Annotated in this window: 25 protein-coding genes and 1 tRNA gene; 10 read left to right on the top strand and 16 right to left on the bottom strand. The window is 68.6% G+C overall.

Annotation, left to right across the window (positions count from 1 at the left end; genetic code table 11):
* Positions 1-83: 83 nt before the first annotated feature.
* A complete protein-coding gene (locus tag ACZ7GX_RS29270; RefSeq protein WP_498781264.1) occupies positions 84-551 on the bottom strand; it encodes a peptidoglycan recognition protein family protein in 468 nt (155 codons plus the stop codon).
* 326 nt (positions 552-877) lie between these two features.
* On the opposite strand from ACZ7GX_RS29270, the gene ACZ7GX_RS29265 reads away from it, so the two are divergent.
* The gene (locus ACZ7GX_RS29265) at positions 878-4,069 is read left to right on the top strand and encodes a penicillin acylase family protein (RefSeq protein ID WP_498781262.1); all 3,192 of its coding nucleotides are present in this window, start codon (positions 878-880) and stop codon (positions 4,067-4,069) included.
* Between the two features lie 179 nt (positions 4,070-4,248).
* On the opposite strand, the gene ACZ7GX_RS29260 is transcribed toward ACZ7GX_RS29265, so the two are convergent.
* Together ACZ7GX_RS29260 and ACZ7GX_RS29255 are read right to left on the bottom strand one after the other, a co-directional pair.
* Positions 4,249-4,995, bottom strand: a complete 747-nt coding sequence (locus ACZ7GX_RS29260) for an FkbM family methyltransferase (protein ID WP_498781260.1) — start codon at positions 4,993-4,995, stop codon at positions 4,249-4,251.
* Between the two features lie 18 nt (positions 4,996-5,013).
* Entirely contained in the window at positions 5,014-5,868 is an 855-nt protein-coding gene (locus tag ACZ7GX_RS29255; protein WP_498781258.1) for a hypothetical protein, read from the bottom strand.
* A 200-nt stretch (positions 5,869-6,068) separates the two neighbouring features.
* On the opposite strand from ACZ7GX_RS29255, the gene ACZ7GX_RS29250 reads away from it, so the two are divergent.
* Positions 6,069-6,141, top strand: a tRNA-Arg gene (locus ACZ7GX_RS29250).
* Between the two features lie 177 nt (positions 6,142-6,318).
* Here ACZ7GX_RS29250 and ACZ7GX_RS29245 read toward each other — a convergent pair.
* The 8 genes from ACZ7GX_RS29245 to ACZ7GX_RS29210 all read right to left on the bottom strand — a co-directional run bounded on the left by ACZ7GX_RS29245 (position 6,319) and on the right by ACZ7GX_RS29210 (position 13,012).
* The gene (locus ACZ7GX_RS29245; protein ID WP_498781257.1) at positions 6,319-7,713 is read right to left on the bottom strand and encodes a tyrosine-type recombinase/integrase; all 1,395 of its coding nucleotides are present in this window, start codon (positions 7,711-7,713) and stop codon (positions 6,319-6,321) included.
* A complete protein-coding gene (locus ACZ7GX_RS29240; protein ID WP_073895559.1) occupies positions 7,710-7,919 on the bottom strand; it encodes a helix-turn-helix transcriptional regulator in 210 nt (69 codons plus the stop codon). The genes ACZ7GX_RS29245 and ACZ7GX_RS29240 overlap by 4 nt, the downstream gene beginning before the upstream one ends.
* Before the next feature lie 14 nt (positions 7,920-7,933).
* Positions 7,934-9,508: a replication initiator gene (locus ACZ7GX_RS29235; RefSeq protein ID WP_498781334.1), complete on the bottom strand. Its 1,575-nt coding sequence runs from the start codon at positions 9,506-9,508 to the stop codon at positions 7,934-7,936.
* Positions 9,509-9,534: 26 nt separating this feature from the next.
* Positions 9,535-10,998, bottom strand: a complete 1,464-nt coding sequence (locus ACZ7GX_RS29230) for an FtsK/SpoIIIE domain-containing protein (RefSeq protein WP_498781254.1) — start codon at positions 10,996-10,998, stop codon at positions 9,535-9,537.
* Between the two features lie 382 nt (positions 10,999-11,380).
* On the bottom strand, positions 11,381-12,040 hold the full coding sequence (locus ACZ7GX_RS29225) for a hypothetical protein (RefSeq protein WP_498781253.1): 660 nt from the start codon (positions 12,038-12,040) through the stop codon (positions 11,381-11,383).
* Positions 12,041-12,092: 52 nt separating this feature from the next.
* Entirely contained in the window at positions 12,093-12,347 is a 255-nt protein-coding gene (locus tag ACZ7GX_RS29220; RefSeq protein WP_498781252.1) for an AMED_5909 family protein, read from the bottom strand.
* Entirely contained in the window at positions 12,347-12,544 is a 198-nt protein-coding gene (locus tag ACZ7GX_RS29215; protein ID WP_461122786.1) for a hypothetical protein, read from the bottom strand. The genes ACZ7GX_RS29220 and ACZ7GX_RS29215 overlap by 1 nt, the downstream gene beginning before the upstream one ends.
* A 15-nt stretch (positions 12,545-12,559) precedes the next feature.
* Positions 12,560-13,012 (bottom strand): hypothetical protein, encoded by a 453-nt coding sequence (locus tag ACZ7GX_RS29210; RefSeq protein WP_498778267.1) that lies wholly within the window; start codon positions 13,010-13,012, stop codon positions 12,560-12,562.
* A 159-nt stretch (positions 13,013-13,171) separates the two neighbouring features.
* On the opposite strand from ACZ7GX_RS29210, the gene ACZ7GX_RS29205 reads away from it, so the two are divergent.
* Positions 13,172-13,915 carry a DUF5919 domain-containing protein gene (locus tag ACZ7GX_RS29205; RefSeq protein WP_073895554.1) on the top strand — a complete coding sequence of 248 codons (744 nt, stop codon included), beginning with the start codon at positions 13,172-13,174 and terminating at the stop codon, positions 13,913-13,915.
* A gap of 9 nt (positions 13,916-13,924) precedes the next feature.
* Positions 13,925-14,398, top strand: a complete 474-nt coding sequence (locus ACZ7GX_RS29200; protein WP_498781250.1) for an NUDIX hydrolase — start codon at positions 13,925-13,927, stop codon at positions 14,396-14,398.
* Here ACZ7GX_RS29200 and ACZ7GX_RS29195 read toward each other — a convergent pair.
* Complete coding sequence (locus ACZ7GX_RS29195; RefSeq protein WP_498781249.1) at positions 14,383-14,946, bottom strand: HD domain-containing protein; 564 nt, start codon at positions 14,944-14,946, stop codon at positions 14,383-14,385. The two genes, ACZ7GX_RS29200 and ACZ7GX_RS29195, sit on opposite strands and share 16 nt — an antisense overlap.
* A gap of 89 nt (positions 14,947-15,035) precedes the next feature.
* Positions 15,036-16,421 carry an RNA/DNA-binding domain-containing protein gene (locus tag ACZ7GX_RS29190; protein WP_498781247.1) on the bottom strand — a complete coding sequence of 462 codons (1,386 nt, stop codon included), beginning with the start codon at positions 16,419-16,421 and terminating at the stop codon, positions 15,036-15,038.
* Between the two features lie 696 nt (positions 16,422-17,117).
* Between ACZ7GX_RS29190 and ACZ7GX_RS29185 the strand changes: the two genes are divergently transcribed.
* On the top strand, positions 17,118-17,396 hold the full coding sequence (locus ACZ7GX_RS29185) for a hypothetical protein (RefSeq protein ID WP_498781245.1): 279 nt from the start codon (positions 17,118-17,120) through the stop codon (positions 17,394-17,396).
* 163 nt (positions 17,397-17,559) lie between these two features.
* On the opposite strand, the gene ACZ7GX_RS29180 is transcribed toward ACZ7GX_RS29185, so the two are convergent.
* A complete protein-coding gene (locus tag ACZ7GX_RS29180) occupies positions 17,560-18,300 on the bottom strand; it encodes an AraC family transcriptional regulator (protein WP_498781243.1) in 741 nt (246 codons plus the stop codon).
* Between the two features lie 54 nt (positions 18,301-18,354).
* Here ACZ7GX_RS29180 and ACZ7GX_RS29175 point away from each other — a divergent pair, with 54 nt between their 5' ends.
* Positions 18,355-19,542 carry an MFS transporter gene (locus ACZ7GX_RS29175; RefSeq protein WP_498781242.1) on the top strand — a complete coding sequence of 396 codons (1,188 nt, stop codon included), beginning with the start codon at positions 18,355-18,357 and terminating at the stop codon, positions 19,540-19,542.
* Between the two features lie 7 nt (positions 19,543-19,549).
* Here the strand turns inward: ACZ7GX_RS29175 and ACZ7GX_RS29170 are convergent, their stop codons facing one another.
* A complete protein-coding gene (locus ACZ7GX_RS29170) occupies positions 19,550-19,882 on the bottom strand; it encodes a helix-turn-helix domain-containing protein (protein ID WP_498781240.1) in 333 nt (110 codons plus the stop codon).
* A gap of 164 nt (positions 19,883-20,046) precedes the next feature.
* Here ACZ7GX_RS29170 and ACZ7GX_RS29165 point away from each other — a divergent pair, with 164 nt between their 5' ends.
* The gene (locus tag ACZ7GX_RS29165; RefSeq protein WP_498781332.1) at positions 20,047-20,277 is read left to right on the top strand and encodes a transcriptional regulator; all 231 of its coding nucleotides are present in this window, start codon (positions 20,047-20,049) and stop codon (positions 20,275-20,277) included.
* Positions 20,278-20,439: 162 nt separating this feature from the next.
* Positions 20,440-21,291 (top strand): tetratricopeptide repeat protein, encoded by an 852-nt coding sequence (locus ACZ7GX_RS29160; RefSeq protein ID WP_498781239.1) that lies wholly within the window; start codon positions 20,440-20,442, stop codon positions 21,289-21,291.
* 123 nt (positions 21,292-21,414) lie between these two features.
* On the opposite strand, the gene ACZ7GX_RS29155 is transcribed toward ACZ7GX_RS29160, so the two are convergent.
* Positions 21,415-22,593, bottom strand: coding sequence for a Fic family protein (locus ACZ7GX_RS29155; protein WP_498781237.1), 1,179 nt, complete (start codon positions 22,591-22,593; stop codon positions 21,415-21,417).
* Positions 22,594-23,026: 433 nt separating this feature from the next.
* Between ACZ7GX_RS29155 and ACZ7GX_RS29150 the strand changes: the two genes are divergently transcribed.
* Positions 23,027-23,515: a toxin-antitoxin system HicB family antitoxin gene (locus tag ACZ7GX_RS29150; RefSeq protein WP_498781236.1), complete on the top strand. Its 489-nt coding sequence runs from the start codon at positions 23,027-23,029 to the stop codon at positions 23,513-23,515.
* A 76-nt stretch (positions 23,516-23,591) separates the two neighbouring features.
* Positions 23,592-24,431: a DUF4097 family beta strand repeat-containing protein gene (locus ACZ7GX_RS29145; RefSeq protein ID WP_498781330.1), complete on the top strand. Its 840-nt coding sequence runs from the start codon at positions 23,592-23,594 to the stop codon at positions 24,429-24,431.
* Positions 24,432-24,450 lie beyond the last annotated feature (19 nt).

The raw sequence follows: 24,450 nt of genomic DNA, 5'->3' as shown, positions 1-24,450 counted from the left end.
GCAAGCTGACGTTAATTCCCCGTTATCTCACCACGGAAAGACGCGGGTTCAGCCTGTTCACAGTTGCCAGGAAATAACCGAGGTCAGCTCAGGACCTGCGCAACTTCCTGGCGCAGTCGCGGCAGCAGGGCGTAGAGCTTGTCGCCCGGGCAGAGGGTGTCCCGGTAGTCCCGGTGGCCCTGGATCGACGACGGCGGGATGCCGTACTGCTCGCACGTGTACACGCAGAACGACACCAGCGAGTCCCACTGCAACTTGGGCGGCTCCACGTCCATGTAGAGGCCTTCGTTCTCGATTCCGATGGCCGCGGTGTTCTGGCCGGGGCAGTGCGCGCCCACCACGACCCGGTCGCCGGCCCGCAACGCCGCCAGGCTGCCGTGCCTGCCCTCCATGAGGAACCCGCCGCGGCTGTTGGTGAAGTGCTGGCCGGAGTCGATCCAGCCGTTGGTGTCCATGTGGAGGTTCTGGATCCACCTGGCGTTGGCGTACGCCGCCGCCTGCGAGTAGTCGGTCACGTTCGCCGACGCGGTGTGGTGGATGAGGATCCGCACGGGCCGCTCGTTCACAACGCTCGTCGGCTGCGCCGGCGGCCTCGCGCCCCAGTCGGCGCAACTGCGGATGGGCAGGATGGGCGAGCCAAGGGCCGGCGAGGAGCCCAGACCAACGAGCACCCCCGCGCCGGCGAGACCGGTGAGCAGCGATCGACGTCGCATCATGTTGACCTTTTTCCCAATATCAGGCCAATAGGTCAAGACTCCACACCCGGACGGGCGAAGACCGCCAACCGCGCCCACCCCAAACGCGAAGCTCTTTCGCGAATCCTTGACCAGCCAGTAACGTGCGTCACACGATCCCTGCCTGGAAGGAGCTTCGCGTCATGCGGAGAGCCGCCCGATCGCTAGCCGTGGTCGCACTCCTCACCGCCGCGGCCGCCACCCCGATCACCACCCCCACCGCCACCGCCACCGAGGTCAGGACCACCGCCTTCACCTCGGACGACCACTGCCTCGGCCAGTGCCACGACCTGCTGCCGCCCGGCCAGAACGGCAACGCCACCCTCGCCGAGATCCTGGCCCACCGCGCGCTCGGCACCCGTCCCGCGCACTCCGCCGACCAACTGGGCCGCTACGACTCCCTCGTCTCCGGCTACGGCGGCCTGACCAACGAGCAGCTGGGCACGTTCTTCAACGACGCCTCCTTCGGCGTCGCGGCCGACCAGGTCGAGAGCACCGTCAAACCGCGCGCCGACGTCACGATCGTTCGCGACAAGGCCCTCGGCATGCCGCACATCTACGGCACGACCCGCTCCGGCACGGAGTTCGGCGCCGGCTACGCCGCCGCGCAGGACCGGCTCTGGCTGATGGACCTGTTCCGCCACCTCGGTCGCGGCCAGCTGTCCGGGTTCGCCGGCGGCGCCGAGGGCAACCGGGCGTTGGAGCAGAGCTTCTACAACCAGATCCCCTACACCGAGGCCGACCTCCAGGCGCAGATCGACCAGGTGGCCGCGCAGGGCCCGCGCGGCGCGCAGGCGTTGCAGGACGTCAAGGACTACATCGCGGGCATCAACGCCTACATCGCCAAGTCCGTCGCCAACCGCACGTTCCCGGGCGAGTACGTCCTGACCGGGCACGCCGACGCGATCACCAACTGGAACGACATCAAGCCGTTCCAGCCGACCGACCTGGTCGCGATCGCCGCCGTCGTGGGCGGGCTGTTCGGGGCGGGCGGTGGCGGCGAGGTGCAGAACGCCCTGGTGAAGCTGGCCGCGCAGAACAAGTACGGCGCCACCGTCGGCGACCAGGTGTGGCGGTCGTTCCGCGAGCAGAACGACCCCGAAGCCGTGCTCACCCTGCACGACGGCCGGCGCTTCCCCTACGGCACGACGCCCACCGCACCCCAGGGCGTGGCACTGCCGGACAACGGCGTCGTGACGCCCGAACCGATGGTGCACGACCAGACCACCACCGCGCACTCCACAGTGGACACGCCGCCGGACCTCAAGCCCCTCGAAGGCCTCTTCGCCGACGGCGTCCTCCCGCCCGACCTCCTCACCAAGAAGCACGGCATGTCCAACGCGCTGGCGGTGTCCGGCCGGCACACCGACACCGGCAACCCGATCGCCGTGTGGGGCCCGCAGACCGGCTACTTCGCGCCGCAACTCCTCATGCTGCAGGAACTGCACGGCCCCGGCCTGCGCGCACGCGGAGTGTCGTTCGCAGGCGTGTCGATGTACGTGCAGCTCGGGCGCGGCGTCGACTACTCGTGGAGCGCGACCTCGGCCGGCCAGGACATCACCGACACCTACGCCGTCGAGCTGTGCGAGCCCGGCAACGGCACGCCCACCGCCGCGTCGCTGCACTACCGCTACCACGGCCAGTGCCTGCCGATGGAACGCCTCGAGCGCAAGAACGCGTGGAAGCCGACCGTCGCCGACCCCACGCCCGCCGGCTCGTACACGCTCGTCATGCACCGCACCAAGTACGGTCTCGTGCAGAGCCGCGCCGCGGTCGACGGCAAGTTCGTCGCGTACACCTCGCTGCGCTCCACCTACCTGCACGAGGTCGACTCGATCATCGGCTTCCAGGAGTTCAACGACCCCGACGCGATCAAGTCGGCCGCGGACTTCCAGCGCGCGGCCGAGCACATCGGCTACGCGTTCAACTGGTTCTACGTGGACTCCCGCGACACCGCGTACTTCAACTCCGGCGCGAACCCCGTGCGCAAGGCGACCGTCGACCCGCACCTCCCGGTGAAGGCCGAGGCCGCGTACGAGTGGGAGGGCTGGGACGCCGACCGCAACACGGCCGCGTACACGCCGTTCGCGCAGCACCCGAACTCCGTCAACCAGGACTACTACATCAGCTGGAACAACAAGCAGGCGCTCGACTACTCCGCGTCCGGCTACGGCATGGGCTCGGTGCACCGCGGCGACCTGCTCGACGACCGGGTGCGCGCGCTCATCGCCCGCGGCAAGGTCACCCGGACCTCCCTCACCCAGGCCATGGCCGAAGCGGGAGTCGCCGACCTCCGCGCCGAACAGGTCCTGCCCGACCTCCTCCGCGTGATCGACACGACGCCGATCACCGATCCCGCCCTCGCCGCCGCCGTGACCAAGCTCCGCGACTGGCACCGATCCGGGTCGCTGCGCAAGGAGACCTCGCGCGGCAGCAAGGCCTACGCGCACGCCGACGCCATCCGGTTGCTCGACGCGTGGTGGCCGCGCCTGGTGGAGGCGCAGTTCAAGCCCGGCCTGGGCGACGCGCTCTACGGCCGGCTCACCGGCGCACTCCAGATCGACGAACCGCCTTCGGACACGCACGGCGCGGCTCCGCACAAGGGCTCGTCGTTCCAGAACGGCTGGTGGAGCTACGTCGACAAGGACCTGCGCGCCGTGCTCGGCGATCGCGTGGACGGCGCCCTGGGGGCCCGCTACTGCGGCAACGGGAACGTGGCGGCCTGCCGCCAGGTCCTGCTCGACACCCTGAACGCGGCCGCCGCCGTCCCACCGTCCACCGTCTACCCCGGCGACGACTCGTGCGCCGCCGGTGACCAGTGGTGCGCCGACACCATCATCCACCGCGCCATGGGCGGCATCACGCACGACAAGGTGCACTGGCAGAACCGGCCCACCTACCAGCAGGTCGTGCAGTTCCCGTCCCGTCGCGGCACGAACCTGGCGAACCTCGCCGCGGGCGCCGCGGCCACCGCCAGCAGCCACGAGCGCGGCTGGTTCAGCTCACCGCCGTCGCACGTCGTGGACGGCAAGCCGGACACCCGCTGGGCCAGCGACTGGTCCGACCAGCAGTGGGTGCAGGTGGACCTGGGCGCGACGCGCACCGTCGGCCGCGTCGTGCTTTCCTGGGAAGCGGCTTATGCCAAGACATATCGCATAGAACTGTCCACCGACGGCAGCACGTGGCGGACCGCGTACACGACTTCCGCGGGAGATGGTGGCCGGGATCTTGCGTCCTTCGCCCCTGATGCGGCACGATTCGTACGAATGACGGGTATCCAACGGGCCACCGGATACGGATACTCGATTTACGAACTTGAGGTCTACGCCTTGTAGACCGGCCCACAGGAAGACCCCGGTCCACCCCCAGGGACCGGGGTCTTCCGCTGTTCCGGGCCTGACCAGCGCCTACCTACCGCCGCCGCGCCGCCGCGACCAGCACCGCGTCCCGCGCCCCATCCCGCGCTCCGTCACGCACTCCACCCGGCACTCCGACCGCCGCGCCGCCGTCACCGTCACCGTGCGACGAACAGGTAGTTGCGCACGCGATCATCGATCCGGTCGACCTGGCGCCACGTGTCGCGGTGCCAGGCGTGCATCCGGTAGCCGCGTTCGGCGAGCCAGTCCTGCACGTCGCGCGCCCGGTAGCCGAATCGCGCCACGTGCCGTTCCTCGATCTCCAGGAGAAGTTTCGGTCGAAACCTCTCGATGGTCTCCGCTCCGCCTTCCAGCACGCGCAGTTCCGCGCCTTCCACGTCGGCCTTGACGAAGTCCAGCCGGTCGATGGCGTTGGCCGCGCGGAACCGGTCCAACGTGTCCGTGCGGACCAGCACCTCGAGGTGCTCGGCGAACTCGGCGTTGGAACCGAGGCCGTCCGCGCCGGCGGTGAGGAACGAGCGGCCGGTGACCGGTGTGCCGTGCCGGACCGGGACGCTCATGACCTGGCGGCCCTCGCTCACTCCCAGCGCGACGGAGTGCCGGACGATGTTGCGGCCCTCGCGCGGGCGCAGCAGGTAGGACAGCGCGGGGTGCGCGAACACCAGCGGCTCGATGCTGTGGACTGTCCCGTGTGGACCGACGAGGCGGGACAGCGAGACGGTGTAGAGGCCGAGCGCGGCGCCGACGTCGACGCACACGTCTCCGGGCCGCACCACCTCGCGCAGGCCGATCAACTCGGGTTCGACGAACGGCGTGAGCCGGGCGAGGACGCGCAACGCGCCAGCCACGGCCGCGCCGCGCACCTCGGTCAGGTTGTGGGTCACGAGGACCAGATTAGGGAATCACGTCAGGGGCTTGGCGCCGTTCTGGTTCTGCTGGAGCTGGGCGGGCAGGCCGACCTGCTCGGCGAACTCCGCGGCGACCGTCGAGCCGCCGTAGATGCCGAGCGCTTTGGCCAGGTGGAGGCGGACGTCGGCGCGGTGCCCGTCGTCCAGGCGGGGCAGGGCGCTCTCGAAGGAGGTGACGAGCGTGTCGGCCCAGTGCCGGTCGCGGCGCTGCGAGGCGATGCCGACCAGTTCGGCCAGGTGCCTGCTCAGCACCACCGCCTGCTCGACCTCGTAGCCGTTGCGGACGAGCCACCAGATGGTCGCGGTGGACAGGTCGGTCAGCACCTCGTCGCGCAGGTACTTGATCTCGGCGCGTTCGGCGTCCCGTTCGGCCTGGCGCATCGTGGTGGTCTGGAGCAGCTCGATGTGCTTGCGCGCCATCGCCAGGTCGTGCTCGTCCACGGTCAGCTCGACCGCGTCCGCGCGGGCCCACACGTGCGTGCCCTCGACCTGCCGTTCGGCCGCCAGTTCCGCGCCGAGCTGGTGCTGGAGCGGGGCGTGGTGGACGAGCATCGCCCGTTCGGTGAGGGCCTTGGCCCGGTGGATGACGTCGTTGACGGCGGCGCTGCGCGGTGCGTTGTGCCGTGCGCCCGTCGTCAGGTCCACGCGCCAGTGGATCGTCATCTTGGCGTGGAAGTCGAGCCCGTAGACCGCGCTGGGCAGCGGCGACTCGAACGGGTGTTGGTGGGAGGTCGAGGCCGGGACGAAGGTGTACTGCTCGGCGTTGGGGCGGGCGCGGAGCCGCCGCCACCACGCGCCGACGGAGCCCAGGGGGCCGGGACGGAAGTCAGGCCAGGGTCGGCTGCTCATGGGATGGCTTTCGTCGGAGGGGGATATGGCCCCTTCTGTACCTCACTGGACCGATGCGGAACAGGTGCGGTCGCCCACATCCCCCGGACAGCCGACCCGGTGAGGCCCACCCCCTAACCCAAGGTGCACGTTCCTAGGCCCACCGAGTGACAACCCCACCACCGGAAGCCGGATCCCCGACCGGGTACGCTCACCACCGCGCCCTCGTAGCTCAGGGGATAGAGCATCGGTTTCCTAAACCGTGTGTCGCAGGTTCGAATCCTGCCGGGGGCACTCACCTTTCGCCGGGTGAATCAGGCCCTGGCCAGCGGAAACGCGGCCGGGGCTTGATCTTTTTCATCAGTCGCCGTCAGCCGGAATCTGCCCCTGTTTGCCGGGGTCCGCGAAACCACTGCGAAACGGCTCGACCCCCTGGGTCGGGGTTCCCAGGGGGTCGCGGTGAGACCTGCGCTACTCGTCACCGAACAGCGCTTCGACCAGCTTGTTGACCTTCTCGCGCTGCCCGTCGATGCACTTCGCATACACCTTGAGCAGCACGTCCACCGAGTGCCCCGCCCGCTCCGCCACCTCAGTGGCAGGAACGCCGCCGTTGAGCATCAGCGAGACTGCGGCGTGCCGAAGGTCGTACGGCCGCCCAGCCAGCGGAGAGGCCGCCTGAACGGGCGTCAGGGCGTACTGCCGAGCCTCCTCCCACACCCGGTAGTAGGTGGACGAGGACACGACCCCTCCACCGGGTGAGCGGAACAGCCGCCCGTCCGGCCCGGTGCCGAACCGGTCGAGGTGATCCCGCAGGATGCGGACGAGCACCGGCGGGATCGGCACCGGCCGCACGTCCTTCACCCCACGATGCTTCAGGCCGCGCCGGTCGTGGACCTCCCCGGAGTCCGTCCACCGCTTCCCGGCCGCCGGACGCGACTCACCGAGCATGAGCAGACCCCAACCCTCCTCCGGCAGGGTGCAGTCGTCCTCACGGAGCCCCAGGCCCTCAGCGGGCCGAGCCGCTGCGTAGTAGCCGGTCGCGAAGAACGCCGCCAGGTGCGCGCCCCGCTCCTGGTTCCGCCGCCCGACGTAGGTCACCGCGGTCAACAGCCGCTCCACCTGACCGGGGTTGGCGACGACACGCGGGTCGACCTGCTCGACCACCTTCGCGACCTTGCGCTTCACCCTGGTCAGCGGGTTGTCCGGGATGAGCCCAAGCTCCACCGCGTAGGACAGCAGGTTGAACAACACCGCCCGTTTCCGCTGGTAGACCGTCGCAGCCGCCGCCTTGCCGTCGAGCTTGACCGCCAGTGCGTCCAGCACCTCACGGACCGCCACCGCGTCTGTCAGCTCGAACAGCGGACGCGAGTTCCGGACCAGCCAGTCAACGACCTCCCGCCCCTCACGCGACAGCTCGTTGTCTCGGGTAGTCGGAGGCAGCAGGTTGCGCGTGAGCACGCCCCGCAGCTCGTTCACCTCCGGTCGCCCCGCTCCATCCCGGACGAACGCCGCCCCAGCCGTAGCCAGCGCCTCCACCGTGCTGCCCCGCGTGGTTGCGGCAGCGTCCGGCCACTTGATGTCCATGTAGGACTGCGCAAACTCCACGAAGGACAGCGAGTTGCGCCGCTTAAGCTCCGAGACCGGAAGGCCCGTCTCGACGTCGAACTCCTCACCCCGCCGAGCAGCCTGCATCAGCTCCGACCGCCGACTGTTGGCCAGGGCCTTGGTCCCGAACCACTCCGAGTGCGACTTGGTGTCGGTCACCCACCGCACGCCGTAGGGCCGAGCCTTCCGCTTCCCGTCCTTGCCCTTCTTCTTCGACCAGTCCGCGATCTCCCAGAACCGAACCTTAAACGTGGTCGTCATGCCGCCGCCCGGTACAGGTCATCGAGCCAAGCGAGGAAGTCCACCCGCTTGCACCGCAGCTCACCGTTGGGCAGCGAGAAGCACCGAGGCCCCTTCCCCGTCTGCCGCCACTTGTAGAACGTGTCCCGCGAGACCTCCCCGCCCAAGGCCTCCAGCATCTCCGGAACGGACATCAACTCAGCCAGCTCACGCACCTTGCCACTCATCCCCGAACCCCCGTTTACGCAGCTTGAGACGTTGCCGAACGGTTTGGCGGACTGGCCGAGGCGAGCAGAGCCGCCGTGTACTCGGCCTTCCATCGACGCCGCTCCGCGACCGCCCGCAGCAGCAGGTGTGGTCTTGGGGGCACGTTCGGGTCACCGGGCTGCACGTTGTTCCAGACGACCCGTTTCGGCCGGTCGTCCCCGGTGATCCCCACGTCGGCAAGCAGTTGCCGAACGAATTCCTTGCGATCGTGCTTGTGGTCGGCGAGCGACTTCCCGGACCACTTCCGCGACACGAGCACGCGTCGACCGGCGACGCCCAGGGTCGAGCGCTTGTGCGCCTTGCCCTTGCACTTGCCCGGCTCCATCGACAGGCGAGCGCCCTTGGGTTGGACGCCGTAGAGCAACCACACCGGGCACTGCGGCGAGCAGGGCGTGACGGCCAGCTCAGCGCACAGCCGTTCGGCGTGCTCCTCCTGACGGCTGGTCCGGGCGTCGAAGCACTCCCCGATGCTCTTGGTCAGGTACTTCGTCAGGTAGCCGATGTGCCGCCCGGCCTCTTCCGTGCCGCCGAGGATGCCCTTGGAGTGCACCTGCACCCCGAACCGGGCGACGTGCGCGGGCGCTTCTACCTGGTCGAGCGCTTCCTCCCAAGTGGGCAGCGGTTCGCGGGTGGTCGGGTCAACGAACCCCTTCGCTCGCGAGTCCCACACCGGCCGGTTGTCGCCGCTGTACTTGATCTCGTCGTGGTCGGGCCACCAGACCTGGTGGTAGGTGGCCTCCGCGACCGCGCGCAGCTCCGCCCGCGAGATCGAGCCACGGATAGCGGCGTGCCAGTGCGGCGCCAGTCGCCGCTGAGGTTCGACGGTCGAGAAGTACTGGACGTCCCAGCCGACGCACCGTCGCAGGTTTTGCACGAACCGGTCGAGCAAGGCCGCGAAGTGCACCGCGTCCCGAGCCGCCCGCCGGTAGTCGTACTGGGCCGGATCAACCGGGGTGCCGTCCGACCGCACCTTGCCGTAGCTGTCCAAGGTCAGCGTGAGGAAGGTCGAGGGCTGATACTTGCCGCCGAAGACCCGTCCGATCGTGCGCTTCTGGACCGGTCGCCGAGGCAGGTTCGGCGCATCCTGCCGCCGCCTGGTCGACCGCTTCCGGGTGATCCTTGGATGAGCCTCCAGGGCGGGGAGTGAACCGCGGATTCCGAGCTGCCGAAGTTCGGCGTCGACCCCCGCAACCTCTTCCCGAACCTCCTCCGCCCCGATCTCGTCGCCCTCCTCGACGGCCTGCCGGTACACCTTCACCAGGTCGGCCCGGTAGGCGGTCAGCGCCCGTTGATCGTCGCTAGGCGGGTCCGGGATGAAGTCGGGTTCCTCGGTCAGGTGCCATCCCTCACGGCACTGCGCCATCCGCAACCTGCGGTTCTTCTCCGCACAGGTGGGGCACACACTCGCCACGGTTGAGCCGCACGCCACGGGCACGATCTCGACCCGTCCGGTGTCCAGGTCGATCCGCTCCTTGGCCAGCGGTCGGACGCAGACGCCGTGCTCTTCAGCCACGGCCCGAGCCACATCCAGCGCCGCCGGCTGCTTCATCCGGTCCGCACGAGTCAGGTACTCACTCACGCCGCAACCTCCCCCGAACCGTCCGGCCGAGTCGGGAAGTCGTGCACCTTCGCATCGGCCAGGAACACCCCCAGCTCGACCAAGTCGGCATCGGTGACGTGGAAGGCCCGAGCCCGTTCCGGCTCCCGCTGCCCGTCCTCCTTGATCCAGGCGACACCGGGCGTGTTCTCGCTGATCTCGTGAGCCGCCGCGCCGCGCTGCCGGACACCGTCCCCAAGCACCATGTCCACCTGCTGCGGCTCGTCCAGGCGCAGCGCCACACGAGTGCTGAACAGGTGCCGGAACGACACGACCTCCTTACGCGGGTCCTGGACCAGGCCGACAACCGCGTACCCAGGAGCACGCCCCTGCGAGGTGATCGTCTGGATAGCCCGCACCGCGCGCTCCCGGAGCTGCTTGTCCGGCTGGTAGGCGATCAGGTCCGCCAGCTCGTCCACCACCAGGACCGTGAACGGCTCCCCCGTTGACCGTGCCCACAACCGCCGAACACCCCGGTACCGCGTCGCCCGCTCTTTGACCTCTGCGGCGATTTCTTCAAGCAGGGCAACGGCTTCCGGTCCGTTGTCGTACACGACCCGGTCGAAAGCGTCCGGGCACTGCCCGAGTTCCATCCCGCCCTTCGGATCGATCCCGACCAGCCGAACCAAGCCCGCACGGACAGCCGGGGCGAGCTGCCACACCAGCGACCAGAGCACCGAGCCCTTGCCCGCACCGGGCACGCCGACCACGAGCACCTGAGCGCCAAGCAGCCGCAGCCGCCAGGGTTTACCGGTCTCGGTCCGACCGACCACCACCCGCTTGAGATCCACCTCGGCATCCGTCAACGCGGGAACGGCCAGGGGACGCAGCAGCGGGTCACGGTGGACGAAGTCCAGCTCGACCACCCTCGGCCGCAACACCCGCACCCGACACGACCGAGCGCCGAACGAGTGCGCCAACCCGTCCCGACGCAGCTCCCACGCCTCAGGCGACTGCGCGGGCACCATCCGCACACGGACGCGATCCCGCCAGCCCTCCGACCGGACCCGGCGCAGCTTCGGCCGGTACTCACGGCCACGGTCCCGCTTGGCGAGGTCCGACAGCCGCATCACCGAGCGCCACTTCGGCACGTACACCGTCAACCGTCGCCACTCGGTGACCAGCCGGTACCAGGCGTGCCGCAGGAACGACCCGCGATCCAGGCCCGCCCAAATCGTCAGGGCCGCGACCAGCGACAACAGGGCCAGAACCAGCGGCGAGATCCCGAACCGCCACCAGCACCAGGCCGCCGACAACGGCACCAGCGTGACCACCGGGTACCGGACGACGACGAGCACCAGGCGCACGACGCCGACCAGTCCCAGCCACACCAGCGCCACCAAGAACGCGATCCACCGCAGCTTGCCGGGCACCAGCGCCCACCACGGCACCCGAGGCCGAGCACCCTCGAACGGGGCCGGATCCACCCACTTGCCGCCCATCACACACGCCCGACGGGGGCGAAGATCAGCGGCAGCCAGCCCAGACATCCGCAGCAGATGGGCTGGTTGGGCGCGTAGACGCCGAACCGCTTGCACGCCCCGCAGGGGCGACCGTTGGACAGCTTCCACACAGACGGGGCACCGCGCCGACTTGACGCGTGACCCCCACGTACCGATAGCCTTGACATGACCGAAACCCCTTGTGTGTCAACAAAAGCGCGCGAGAAGACCGGTCGTTGCGTCGTCGGTGAACAGCTCCAGGCCCGCCAAGACTTGAGGTCCGTTCACCGACGACCACGACCGACAGGTCAGTGATCGTCTTCAGTTGTCACTACCGATGTGAGCGGACACCGCCGCATCCGATGCCCGCCCACACCACCGGCTAGTAGTCGAGCGGGTCAGGCATCCAGGGCAGCCACGTCACCATCCCGGCCAGGGTGACCTTGAACCGCGTCTCCTCGCGTTCCTCTCCGCCGTCCTCTCGCCACTCGTGCGCGGAGGCGTGTCCGGCCGCGACCAGGTCCAGGCAGGCGAGACGCACCATCTCCTCAGCCGCACCGGCCGCCGTCACCAAGTCCTCGATGCGCCACTCCCGCGACGGCACCAACACCAGGGCGTCAGCCACCCGGTACAACACCGGGAGCGAGTAACCCACCACCTCGCCCTGCGCCCGGTCCTCGGCCGACAGGCGCGACCCCATCACCGGCACCACTCGCGGATCACGCCACACGTCCGCGTCATGCAGCCAGTCGTGCGCCACCACCGGCCCACCCCAGTAAGCGAGCCCTTCCGGCGACAACCGATGGCGGTGCACGGACACCGCACCCTGCAACGTCCCCTCATCGACCGTCAGGTGTCCGAGGTCGACCAGGTCACGGCAGATGTGACGCACCGCGGAGTACGGCATCTTCGTCGCTTTCTCCAGCGCCCGCACCGACCAGTTCTCGTACGGGAAGCCGACGAACTGCCGCATCACCGCCTCGAACATGAACGGCGTGTACCCGGCGTCGGCCAGCTCAGCCAGCGGCAACCCGTCCCGCACCACGCGTACCAAACCGCCACCGACCCCACCACGGCCCCGCCGCACAGCCCGATCAACGCTCATCCGAAACAACCCCCTCCGCCTTGGCACGCTCGCGCTTGGCCCAATACAGCGCCTCGTGGTGATGACCCCGATCAACCTCCGCGACCCGCGCGTACACCTCGGCCGACCGCAGGTAGAACTCTCGCCACACCTCAGGCGACGCGTCCGGCGCAGGCATCAGGTGCGTCAACGCCTCGTGGGCGTCCTTGAGCAACGTCACCGCGTACGCCGCCGCCCACGGGTCGACTTTCTTCGTTTGAGCCATCACGCACCCCCAACCTCAGGAGGCGTCCCCAACGCGGCCTGTCCCTCGGCGACGGCCTGGGCCAGACGCGGCAACGCGTCCCGATCAACGACCAGCACCGCCGGGAACGCGTTACCGAGCCGGAACTCCACCCTCCCGGCGAACACCAGCGGCTCGACCCGAATCGGCAGGTCAGCGGTGACATGCAGACGGACCATGTCAGCCACCGGGGGTCACGCGGCCTTGGGCGCGGACTTGACGACGACCGGCTTCATCCCGGTCGCCCGCAGGCTGTACCCGAGCTTCGCCCGGCACCTGTGCCGCTCACCACCGTGGCTGCCCCGGCACGCCTTGTCGTCAATCCACGGCGTCACCGTCAACCCCTCGAACACCACCGGCCGGACATCGGTCCCCGGAATCGCCTCCGGCGGCACCGGCTGGTGAGGAGCCGCGATCTTCACCGTCACCGCGGCCTCTGCCTTGCGTTCCGCCGCCTGGTCGATCACCAGGACCGACCACACCAACAGCCCGGTCTCCTTGTCCGTCTCCTGCTGCACCGGCAGCCCCTTCGCCCGCTCCTCAGCGGACTGGAACTTGAGCACCGGCTCCACACCCATCACCAGCGCGCCACGCGGGAACACGAAGTCGTGCGACGTGGGGAGCCTGCTCCCACCCGAGATCGCCACAGCCGTTCTCCTGACGTCGGTGTCGGCTGGACCCTCTGTCCAGCACCTTGACACCAACCACTTTCGGCAGAAATGCGGGACGGCAGCACCGCACAGCGGGACAACTACAGACGTCCTTGGTAGCTTGAAGACGTCCCAACTCGTTCGACAGGGGGAATCGTGCCGAACCAACGCCTACGAGACTCGTTGCTACGCAACGGTTTTGACCTCAACCAGGTTGCCAAGGCCACCGGCGTGGACCCCAAGACCGTCGAACGCTGGATCAACCTCGACCGGACCCCGTACCCACGCCACCGGCGCACCATCGCGGCCATGGTCCGAGAGGCCGAGACCTACCTCTGGCCCAACGCACTCGCCCCGGATGCCAAGAAGGAGATCACCCAATCGGAGGTCGTACAGGTCTACCCGCACCGCCACTCCGTCCCGCAGGAGCAGTGGTCCCACCTGGTCGACCAGGCCCGGATGAACATCTCGATCCTGATCTACTCGGGCATGTTCCTCACCGACAACCCGAGCTTGATCAAGACCTTCCGCCAGAAGGCCGAGGCAGGCGTCAAGATCCGCCTACTCCTGGGTGACCCGGCCAGCCGCGAGGTGGCCCGCCGCAGCGAGGAAGAGGGGATCGGCAAGGGCACCCTCGCCGCCAAGGTCCGCAACGCCCTCGCGTTCTTCAAGCCACTCGCCGACACCGGCCACGCCGAGATCCGCTGCCACCGCACGACGCTCTACAACTCGATCTACCGCTTCGATGACGAGATGCTGGTCAACACCCACGTACATGGCTTCATGGCAGCTCACGCCCCGGTCCTCCACCTGCGCCGCCTCTCCGGAGGCGACCTCTTCGAGACTTACGCCGAGAGCTTCCAGGGCGTCTGGGACGACGCCAAGCCACCCAAGTGGTAGGCAGGAACCATGGCGCGCACCGACCACTACAACGACCCAAACGCCCCCAAGGCAACCAACATCGTCGTAGCCGTGACCGCGTTCGTCCAAGACGACCAAGGCCGCCTACTCATGATCCGCCGCACCGACAACGACCTCTACTCCATCCCCGGCGGAGCCCAAGACGTAGGCGAGACCATCGGCCACACCGTCATCCGCGAGGTCAAAGAAGAGACCGGCATCGACGTAGACCCCACCGACATCATCGGCGTCTACTCCGACCCAGCCCACGTCATCTCTTACACGGACGGCGAAGTCCGCCAGGAGTTCTCCATCTGCTTCCGCGCTCAGCCCATCGGAGGCGAGCTGCGCACAAGCAACGAGTCCAGCGAAGTCCACTGGGTAGCCCGCGAGGACCTGGAAGCCCTCAACATCCACCCGTCGATCCGTCTTCGGATCGAACACGGCTTTGAACCGCGGACCACTCCCTACTTCGCCAAGTGACCCAACCCAGCCGCCCGCAACCGCTCCTCAGTCCGCTCCACGGCCGCGGTCAACTCAGGTACCGCTTGTTCAATGAACTTTGTGACTATGTCATCCGGACCGTACCTCGCTCGAATCTCGTCAATCCGCTCACGAAAGCTTACGATCATCCCGTCCGGAGAAGTCGTCATGTCCGCCCACCAGAGCGCATCACGGACCGCCGTTATCTCGTCCTCCCATTTCTCCAATTCAGTCGAAAGGCCTCGCAGCTCCGCCTCTCGATAGGAGCAAGTGTGACGAGCAACTAGTGAGCACAGCCGCCGCGAAACACCGTGCGACGAGAGATATAGTGCACCATCGAGCGGGTGAAATCCAGTTTTCGCTATACCGGGCGAGTATCCAATATCGTGAAGAATAGCAGCGGAAATCAAAACCTCAGCATCGCCGGGGTCGAGCAGTGGCGACACACTTGCGGCACGCTTAGCAACACCTTGAACGTGTCTCCAACGCCGAGGCAACTCGGACGAAAGAAGTGACGCAGCCAGCTTAACGGACGCCCTGTAGTCCATGGCCACTAGGTTATCCTAACCTTTAGTGCGTTACGTAACATCGCCCCTCATGCCAAAGACAACATGTAGTGGCAGGTGCTGCGTCAACGCTAGATGCTGCTCGTTCCTACGAGGCGGTACTTCGTGCCACCTTTCTGCGTACCTGGCACCTTCTCGATTTCACCTTTAGCGATAAGTTTCGCGAAGATCCTTCGAATTTCCCCTTCGCGAGGTTCACCGGTAATTTCCCTCGCCTGACGATTCGTGATCGTGCCAGTACCTGAACTCTTCAAGAACTCCACGATCAAGGTCGACGGGGAATCGAGCTTCTCGTGCCTGATCACCACAAGGACAGAATTCTCCCGCTCGTAAATCTCGGGGTCTTTGAGTCGCATCTTCTTCATAGCAGCGAACGCGGTCTGCAAACCTTCGCCGACATTCTTGTTAGGCGGGTCCGGGAATTTGTGCAACCAGCGCTCAATCTGCTGATTCCGAGAAAAGCGAGCAGTTAGGATATTCCTGGGCGTCACGTGTCCACCGAGACGCCCAGGACTCTCGACTTCAACACGATCATCGAAAATACGCACATGCACGTTATCCGGTTGAGCGTAGTCGCGGTGAATCACCGCGTTTGTCACGATCTCATGAAGCGTCTCATTTGGGTACTCAACTTTATCCAGCGACTCACTCTTGATCTGCTCGATAAGCTGAGTTACCAGCTCAACCGAATCTTTGATTTGCCTGTATGCTGACCCCTCGATCAGATGAGTCTTACCGTCGACCAGGAACTCACGACTACCGGTAGGGTTGCTTGTAGCATACCTATAGACGATCACCGACGCCTTCGGCAGCGCTACCTGGGGGTCATCGGCAAACAACACCAGGGCAGCGACAGTGGGGCGGTTCTCACGAATTAGAAGCTGCTTCCTGATCCACGGTTCGGCAGAGTCGACCGACGGAATGACACTTACCAGGAATTCGAGCACCTGGAGCGAGTCAGTGACCAATTCCAACGGCGCATTTACGGTCTCAACCTCATGGGTTACCAATCCTTTTTGAAGCTTTAGGATATCGAGGTCTTCACTCGTCTCGACCCTCTGGATCTGTGCACCCACACGCTTGTACACATCACCGTTAGACGACTTCTTGATGGTCTGCGTTTTACCAACTTCGATACGCAATACAGCGCCGGAGCGGCCCGCCGCCTCCAAGAATGTGTACCTAAAGTCATCTCCACCGGGAAAGATCGGGCTTAGGACCGCGAGGTGCGCGTTCGCATCTTCGATTCTTTCGAAGCCGTCCCAGACAAAGACGCCTTTCTGCGGTTCTGATATCCCGACATAGATGTCACCGCCCGACGAATTCGCGAAAGCACTCATCCATTTTGAAAGACTGGCAGGTTTCACATCCTTCGACTTGAAGTCGACATAGTAATCCTCCTGGAGCGACAGAATCTTGTCGACGTCGATCGAGCTAATCTGGATGCGATCCGTCACTGCGCCTCCTGCCTCGGTGGCCATTGATCCTAAACGACAAGTCGCCGAAGGCAAGCGTCCACCCTTCATGCGTGGCTTCTGCCGAATTGCGCTCTACAGGATCAAGGCGCGCGCCGCCTGCGGCAGCGCACGGTTGGGCTGTCCCACGTTGGCACCGACTCCCCGCATCACGGCACGCCGGGCTCCCGCTTCGCTCCGCCCGTCGGCCGTGCGCGGAGTCGGTGCACGTGGTCCGGAGGCGGCGCGCGAGGTGATGGCGAGCTGGAGTCCGAGGAGTTCCGAGGTTCGCCAGTCGGGACGATCGCGCGGTCACGCGGCTAGGGTGGGCTGGGCCCGGCGATCGGCTGCCGCGACGGCTTCGCCGTCTTGCCATCGAGCAGGCTTGAGCCGGTTGAGAGCTGTCAGCGCGAAACGCGAAGCCACTGCGAAATGACTCCGTGGACGTGGGCGATGGGATGCCGCTTCGGCGCAGGTCAGGAGACGTGACCGCAGGGTTGGGCCACGCGCCTTCCTAAACCGTGTGTCGCAGGTTCGAATCCTGCCGGGGGCACTCACCTTTCGCCGGGTGAATCAGGCCCTGAGCTGCGGCAACGCGCTCGGGGCTTGATCTTTTTTTTCCGGCAGTAGCCGTCAGTCGGGGCCCGGCCCTTGGCGAACCCGGTTGGCTGCGGTCGTCGGGGTGGACACACTGAGCCGGTGAGAGATGACCCGCGCAGGTACGCGAACGGCGACGACATGAGATGGGCGCTGGTCGGCTACTCGGACCGGACGGAGGAGGCGGTCGGCGAGCACGTCGTCACGCGGGAGCAACTGATCCGGCTCCGGCCGTTCTTCGACGTGGCGGGCGATCTCTGGTTCGCCGACTCCTACCCGGTCTCGGCGGACGTCTGGCCCCATGTCCAAGCCTTGCTCCGGTGCGGACCGCCGGTCCCCGGGGTCAGCTACTTCGTCGAGGGATTCGCGACCGACCGTTGAACGCCGGCAGGCACCCGAGCGGAAGGTCCCCGGTCAAGGCGACCGAGGACCTTCGCGGGCTTGGTACGGGCGCGAACGGCGGGAAGTCCCGGTGGCCGTCGTCCGGTCGCCCGTCGTTGCAGCACCGGGATTGCAGCCGACACCAGGGTAGCGGGGGCGGGCGTCAGCGGTTGTGGGTTCCCGGGGTGTGGCCGAAGGCGCGGCGGAAGACGTCGATGAACGCGCTGGTGGACGACCAGCCGCAGCGGTGGGCCACGGTGGTGACCGGGGTGTTCTCGGCGAGCAGGACGAGGGCGTGGTAGAGCCGCAGCTGGGTGCGCCACTGCGGGAACGTCATGCCCAGGTCCGCTTTGAAGAGACGGGTCAGCGTGCGGTCACTGGCGCCGACGACCGCTCCGAGGGCCGCCAACGTGCGGTTGTCCGCGGGGTCGGCCTGCAGGATCGCGCACAGCGCCGCCAGTCGGGGATCGGTCGGCACGGGCAGGTGGACGGGTTGCTGCGGCGCGACCCGGAGCCGGTCCAGCAGCACGGCGCGCAACCGTTGCCGCTCGGGCGAGTCGTCGTGCGGTGAGCCGGTGTAGGCGAGGATCAGCTCGCGCAGCAACGGGTCGACGGACAGCACGCCCGGCTCCACCAGCCCCAGCGGGTTGTCCGTCGCGGGCAGACCCACGAGGTGCAGTTCGAGTTCACCGTGCGCCTGATGGGCGTGCACGGTCCCGGCCGGCACCCAGACGGCGCGGTTGGCCGGCGCGACCCAGGAACCCCGGTCGGTCGTGATGGCCAGGACTCCCCTGGCGGCGTAGACGAGCTGGTGGTCGTCGTGCCGGTGCGCGTCGATCCCCGCGCCGGGGGCCAGGGTCCGTGCCTGGGTCGGCGCCCTGGGGTTGTGGCGGATTTCCGTCATCGAACGGCAGGTTATCGGAAGCGCGACACCTCCCTCGGTCACGAGCATGGCGTGGTGTCGCGCAGAAGATCGATCACCCTGCTCTCGGTCGGCCACGCGTGCGTCGACGTCTACCAAGGCGCGGTCGCCTCGCTCGTGCCGTTCTTCGTCGCCGAACGCGCCTACGGCTACGCGGCGGTCTCGGGCATCGTGCTCGCGGCGTCCCTGCTGTCCTCGGTGGCACAACCGCTCTTCGGCGCGCTGACCGACCGGTGGGCCCTGCCGTGGCTGCTGCCCGTGAGCACCGTGCTCGCCGGGCTCGGCATCGCGCTCAGCGGCCTCAGCGGTTCCTACGCGCTGACGCTGGCGTTCGTGGCGGTGGCCGGGATCGGCGTCGCCGCCTACCACCCCGAGGCCGCCCGCACCGCGCGAGCCGTCAGCGGCGGCAGCCACACCGCGATGGGCTGGTTCCTCCTCGGCGGCAACCTCGGGCTCGCCGCCGCACCCGTCCTGGTCGCCGCGGTCGTGGCCGTCGGCGGGCTGCGGTGGTCCCCGCTGCTCATCGTCCCGGCCCTCGCCGGCAGCGTGCTGTGCCTGCCCGTCCTGCGCGCGCTCGCCGACCCCGTCCGCACCACCCCGACCGCGGCAAGCCACCGCGCCGGCGACGACAAGGCCTCGTTCCTGAAGCTGTCCCTGGCCGTGGTCTGCCGGTCCGTCGTATTCGTCGGCCTCAGCGCGTTCATCGCGCTGCACGCCCAGCAACGGACCACCGGCGGCACGGCGGCAGGCACCGCCGCGCTGGTCCTGCTCTACCTCGGCGGGGCCGCGGGCACCGTCGTGGGCAGCAGGCTCGCCAACCGCTGGGACCGGATCACCATCGTGCGGTGGTCGTACCTGATCACGGTCGGCGCCGTCGCGGGTGTCGTGCTCGTCCCCGGCCCGGCCCTCTACCCCTGTGTCGCCCTGGCCTCCGCGGGCCTCTACGTCCCGTTCTCCCTGCAGATCACGCTCGCCCAGGACTACCTGCCCAGCCGCGTCGGCACGGCGAGCGGCGTCACCCTCGGCCTGACCGTCAGCATCGGCGGCATCACCAGCCCCCTCATCGGCACGCTCGCCGACCACACCTCCCTGCGGACGGCGCTCACCCCGTTGATCGTCCTGCCCGCCCTCGGCTGGCTCGTGATCCGCACGCTGCGCGAACCCACCGCCCTGGACGCCGCGACCGGCCCGGGGGTCGTTCCGGACCGGTCGTCGGCGGGCTGACCGAGGGTCAGGACCGGTTCTTGAGCCGGCGGCTCAGCTCGGCCACCAGCTGCTGATCCGTCAGCGCGCCCGGATCGGGGCTGGACACGCCCTTCAGGTCCGCCTCCTCCGCGGTGATCAGCTTCGCGGCCACCATGACTTCCAGCGGGCTCATGCCGAACGCCTTGGCCACCACGCGGGCGGTGGCGAGGTTCGGGCGCTCGCCCTTGCGCCACGCCGTCAGCCTGCTCCGGTCGAAGCCGGTCTTGTCGGTCAGTTCTCCGGTGCTCATCCCGCGGTCGTCCATCTGCTTCTGGACGAAGTCCGACCAGGACGAGTCCGCACTCTCGGCTTTGGTCACCCCGACATGGTACGTGCGCGCACGCAACGTTGGTTGGGCACTCCCCCCAGGCGGCCGCCGACCTGCACGTTGTTCACGCACAACATTAGTTGCGCATACAAAACGAAGTGCCTAGCGTTGTGGCCTCACAACATGCGTTGGGCGTGCACAACACGAGGCAGGCCATGCCGTACACGATCAAGCTCCGCACCGATGTCTTCACGAAAGCCGCACGGCTCGCCGGGTTCCGCTCGGACTACGCGCTGGCCAAGGCGATGGACGTCAACCGCTCCACCGTCGCGCGCGTCCTCGGCGGCGACCTCCAGCCCGGGGCGGCGTTCATCGGCGGCGCGTTGACGGCACTCGCGCCGATGCAGTTCGACGACCTCTTCGAGATCGCCCCCGGCCAGCGGTGATGACGGTGCGTGGTGCGCGCGGGTGACCCGGTCCGCCGACAGTCGGCCACTTCCAGCGGTGTGCGGTCTCACCCGTCTGGTTGACACTCGTGATCAAGTGACGTCGCGGGGCGATGAGACCAGGGGTCGGTTCGGCACGGGAACGCGGAAGGACGGCACGAGGTGAGCGACGAGCCACGGCACGAGGTCGCGCGGTTGCGCCGGGAACTGCGGACCACCGGGCACGACTGGTTCGACGCGCACCGGGACGAGCTGCCGGCGACGCTGCGCGCCGCGCTGGCCGAGCCGGAGGCCGCCGTCGCGCTGTTCGCCGACGTGTGGCCCGCGCTGCCCGCCGACGTGGACGAGGCGTGGTCGCGCGACCTGCTCGACGTCGGCGCCGAGCTCGCCGCCGCGCTGCCCACGTCCCTCTTGCTGGCCACCGGCTTCCGCCGGGCCGCGGCGCACTTACGCGGGCGGGGAGCGCTCCGCCTCGCCGCCGTCGCCGGCATGCGCGAACTGGCGGTCCACCGCCTCCGCGACGACGACCCGGACGCCGCCGCGGGCGCGTTGCACGACCTGGCCGCCACCTATCGCGCCGAGGGCCGGATGCACAAGGTCATCGGGTGCGCCGACGAGGCGCTCGAGTTCTACCTGCTGCACGACGACCGGCCCGGCGCCGCGCGGGCGCTGGCCCACCTCGGCGAGTTGATGATCGAGGTCGGCCGGCCCGACTCCGCGATCAAGTACCTGTCCCGGGCGGACAAGATCCTCGAAGACCTGCCCGACCCCGTCGAACGCGCGCGCACCCTGACCGCGCTCGGCCGGGCGCTGTGGCTCTCCGGCGACCGCGCCGTCGCCCACCGGCGGTTCAACCGGGCGCTCGCGCTGCTCATCGGCGTCGACGACGACGCGGCGCAGCGCGTGCGCGACCTGGTGGCCGGACTGGAGTCAGTCGCGGAACCAGTGCAGCAGGGCGACACCGACCTGGATCAGCAGGCCGACCACGAGGCGGACCCGCGGCAGGCCCCGTGAGCGGTGGCGTCGGCGGCGGCAGTGCTGCCGGCGGCAGCCGGTGCGGCGGCATCGGGGGGACGGTTCGTCGGGGAGTGCGCTCATCGTCGTCGTCGCGTCTCTTTCCGGGTCGTCGGACGGTGGTCAGGCGGTGGTGTCGGGGTGGTCGGCCAGCAGGCGCAGCACGTCGCGGCACAGGAACACCCGGCGGTAGGGCAGGAACTCCCACGGGACGAGCACGCCCAGCTCGACCAGGCGGGCGGTGAGGTCGGTGGCGGCCTTCGCGGAGACGCCGTAGCGCGTGCGCAGCGACCGGTTGTCGACCACGGGGAAGCCGATCAGCTCCGCCGCCACCAGGGGCAGCTTCCCCTTGCGCGGCAACCGGGCGGCGTACTCGGCGGCCAACTCCTCCAGGTGACCGATCAGCCGCAGCTGCGCCAGCGCCTGGTCGCGGACGGCGGTCGCGAAGAACTCGACCCAGCGGTCCACCCGGCCGGTGTCGACCACCGCGCGGAGCTGCCGCTGGTACTCGGCCAACGCGGTGTCCAGCCACACCGACAGCGGCAGCACCTGGTCGCGCACCAGCCCGCACCGCACCATCTCCAACGTCGAGAACGTGCGCGCGACGTGCCCGTTGGCCGTGGGGAACGGTTGCAGCACCTCCAGCTGGTAGTGCGCGAGCGCGACCTTGGCGATCCGCGGCTGCTCGTCCTCCTCGCGCACCCACGTCGACCACTGCTCCAGCAGCGCCACGAGGTGCGCGCCGGTCGCGGTCAGCAGGTAGGCCCGCGCGTCGCTGACGCCCAACCGGCCGGGCGCGTCGCGCAGCACGTCCGTCAGGCGGCGGCCGGGCGTGCCGCCGGTCATGATCGCGGCGACCTCGCCGACCACCTCGGCGTCGACCGCCGCGCCGTCGCGGACCCGCGCCAGGCCGTGGTCGTACGCCCGCAGGAACGGCGCCACCAGCTGGGACGGCGCGGCGCTGTCGGTCGGCGGCGCCCCGTCCTGCGACGCCAGCAGGTCCGCCGCGAACGTCTCGCGCAGACCGACGGCGACACCGGACAGCCCGGCCGAGCTGTTCGCGTCGCGGACCTGCGTCGCCCGGACGAGCGCGGGCCGGACGTTCGGCCGGCCCGCCGCCTCGTCCAGCCGGCCGAGCGCGTGCTCGGCCTCGGCGCACCGGCGGTAGGTCGACACCGGCAGCTGCAGGTCCGAGGGCAGCGGCGGTGGCAGGTAGGCGCCTTCGCGCCGGAGTGCTTCGGGGATGCCGGGCAGGTGGGGCACCGGCGACCACTGCCCGTCAGGCAGAGGGCGGAAATTCATGGGCGGAAGACTTCCACGACGGCCGACGCCTTGGCAAGGCATTCTTCAACCGATGTGAAGTCAGCAAGCCCTTCACTACACATCCATCCGGATAGCTCGATTAGGCCGTTCGAGTCAACACTTTGGTCGACGTCCGCAAAATTACGGATCACCACCCGCGATCGGGACATATGACCAGCTCAGCACCCATGCTAGCGCCATTCGATCACGACCGTCGGCGATTCCCGCACGCTCGGCCGGGAGCTGCGTTATTCCACCCGACGCGACCAAGCCGGAAAACGATCACGGCCTCGCGTCACGTTCCGAAATGGGCCACTGGTCTCGCTGTACCGCAATTTCATCCGATCGGGTGGCAACAGACCCGGAGCCACCACGCACCGCCGTGGCACCAGCCGGGCTTGCGTTGGCACCACAGTGGTGCCATAGTGGTGCCATGGACTTGACGCCGTACGTCGACAACCTCCGCCGGGAGCTCGCCACCGCCGCCGAGGCGGGCGGCGCGGAGGCACGGGCACTGGCCGAACGACTCGTGGCCCCGCTGGAGTCAGCGGTGCGGTTGACGCTGCTGGAAGCCCTTTCCACGGCCGTGGACGAGATCACCCGCGACCTCGCGCCGGGATCGGTCGACGTGCGGCTGCGTGGCCGTGACCCCGAGTTCGTCGTCTCGGTGCCGGATGATGCCACGCCGAGCCAAGGTGATGCCACGGAGCTGCCACCGGTGGTCTCCGAGGAGGGTGCGGTCGCGCGGATCAACCTGCGGCTGCCGGAGCACCTGAAGCTCCGGGTCGAGGAGGCCGCGAGCCGCGAGGGCGTCTCCGTCAACGCCTGGCTGGTGCGGGCCGCCGCGGCCGGGCTCGGGCACGGCGGTCGACCGGCGGGCCGCTCCGCCTCGCGCCAGAGCTACACCGGCTGGGTCCGCTAGCCACACCGGCACCGCAACCCGTACCAGGCCCACGACCAGCGCAAACGCCGACCAGACACACTCCCAGGGGACAGCCATACCTTCTTTCGCCACGCCCGAGACCATCACGCTCGACCTCGACATCGTCGCCGGCAGCGTCCTCATCACCGCCTCCGACCGGGACGACACCGTGGTCGAGGTCGAGCCCGCCGACGCGGACAACGGCAAGGACGTCACGGCCGCCGAGGGCACCTCGGTCGACTTCGCCGCCGGCCGCCTCACCGTCCGGACACCCAGGTCCCGCAGCATCTTCGGCAAATCCGGCACGGTCGACGTGGTGGTGCGGCTGCCCGCCGGCTCGCACGTCGTCGCGCACGGCTCGCTCGCCGACTTCCGCGCCGAGGGCGCGTTGGGCGAGTGCCGCTTCAAGACCTCCGCCGGCCACATCAGGCTCCAGGGCACGGCCGCGCTCAAGGCCGCCACCTCCCACGGCGACGTGGCGGTCGAGTCGGTCACCGGCCGCGCCGAGCTGTCGACCGGCTCCGGCGAGCTGCGCGTCGACCGGCTCGACGGCTCCGGCACCGTGAAGAACTCCAACGGCTCGACCCGGATCGGCGAGGTCACCGGCGACGTGCGGATCGGCGCCGCCAACGGCGACATCTTCGTCGGCCACGCCGCCGGGGACGTGCACGCCAAGACCGCCAACGGCCGCATCCGCCTCGACGAGGTCGTGCGCGGCACGGTGGTCATGGAGACCTCGGCCGGCGAGCTGGAGGTCGGCATCCGCGAGGGCACGGCCGCCTGGCTCGACGTGCGCGCGATCACCGGCCGCGTGCGCAACGAGCTGACCAGCGCCGACGCCCCGGGCGAGGCCGAAGAGCGGGTCGAGGTGCGCGCTCGCACCTCCCTGGGGGACATCGTCATCCACCGCGCGTAAACACAACACCATTGGGGGA

The sequence above is a fragment of the Actinosynnema sp. NPDC037264 genome (genome assembly GCF_055603705.1).
Note: the sequence above shows the minus strand (reverse complement) of the source record. Positions and strands in the feature narration are given on the sequence as shown.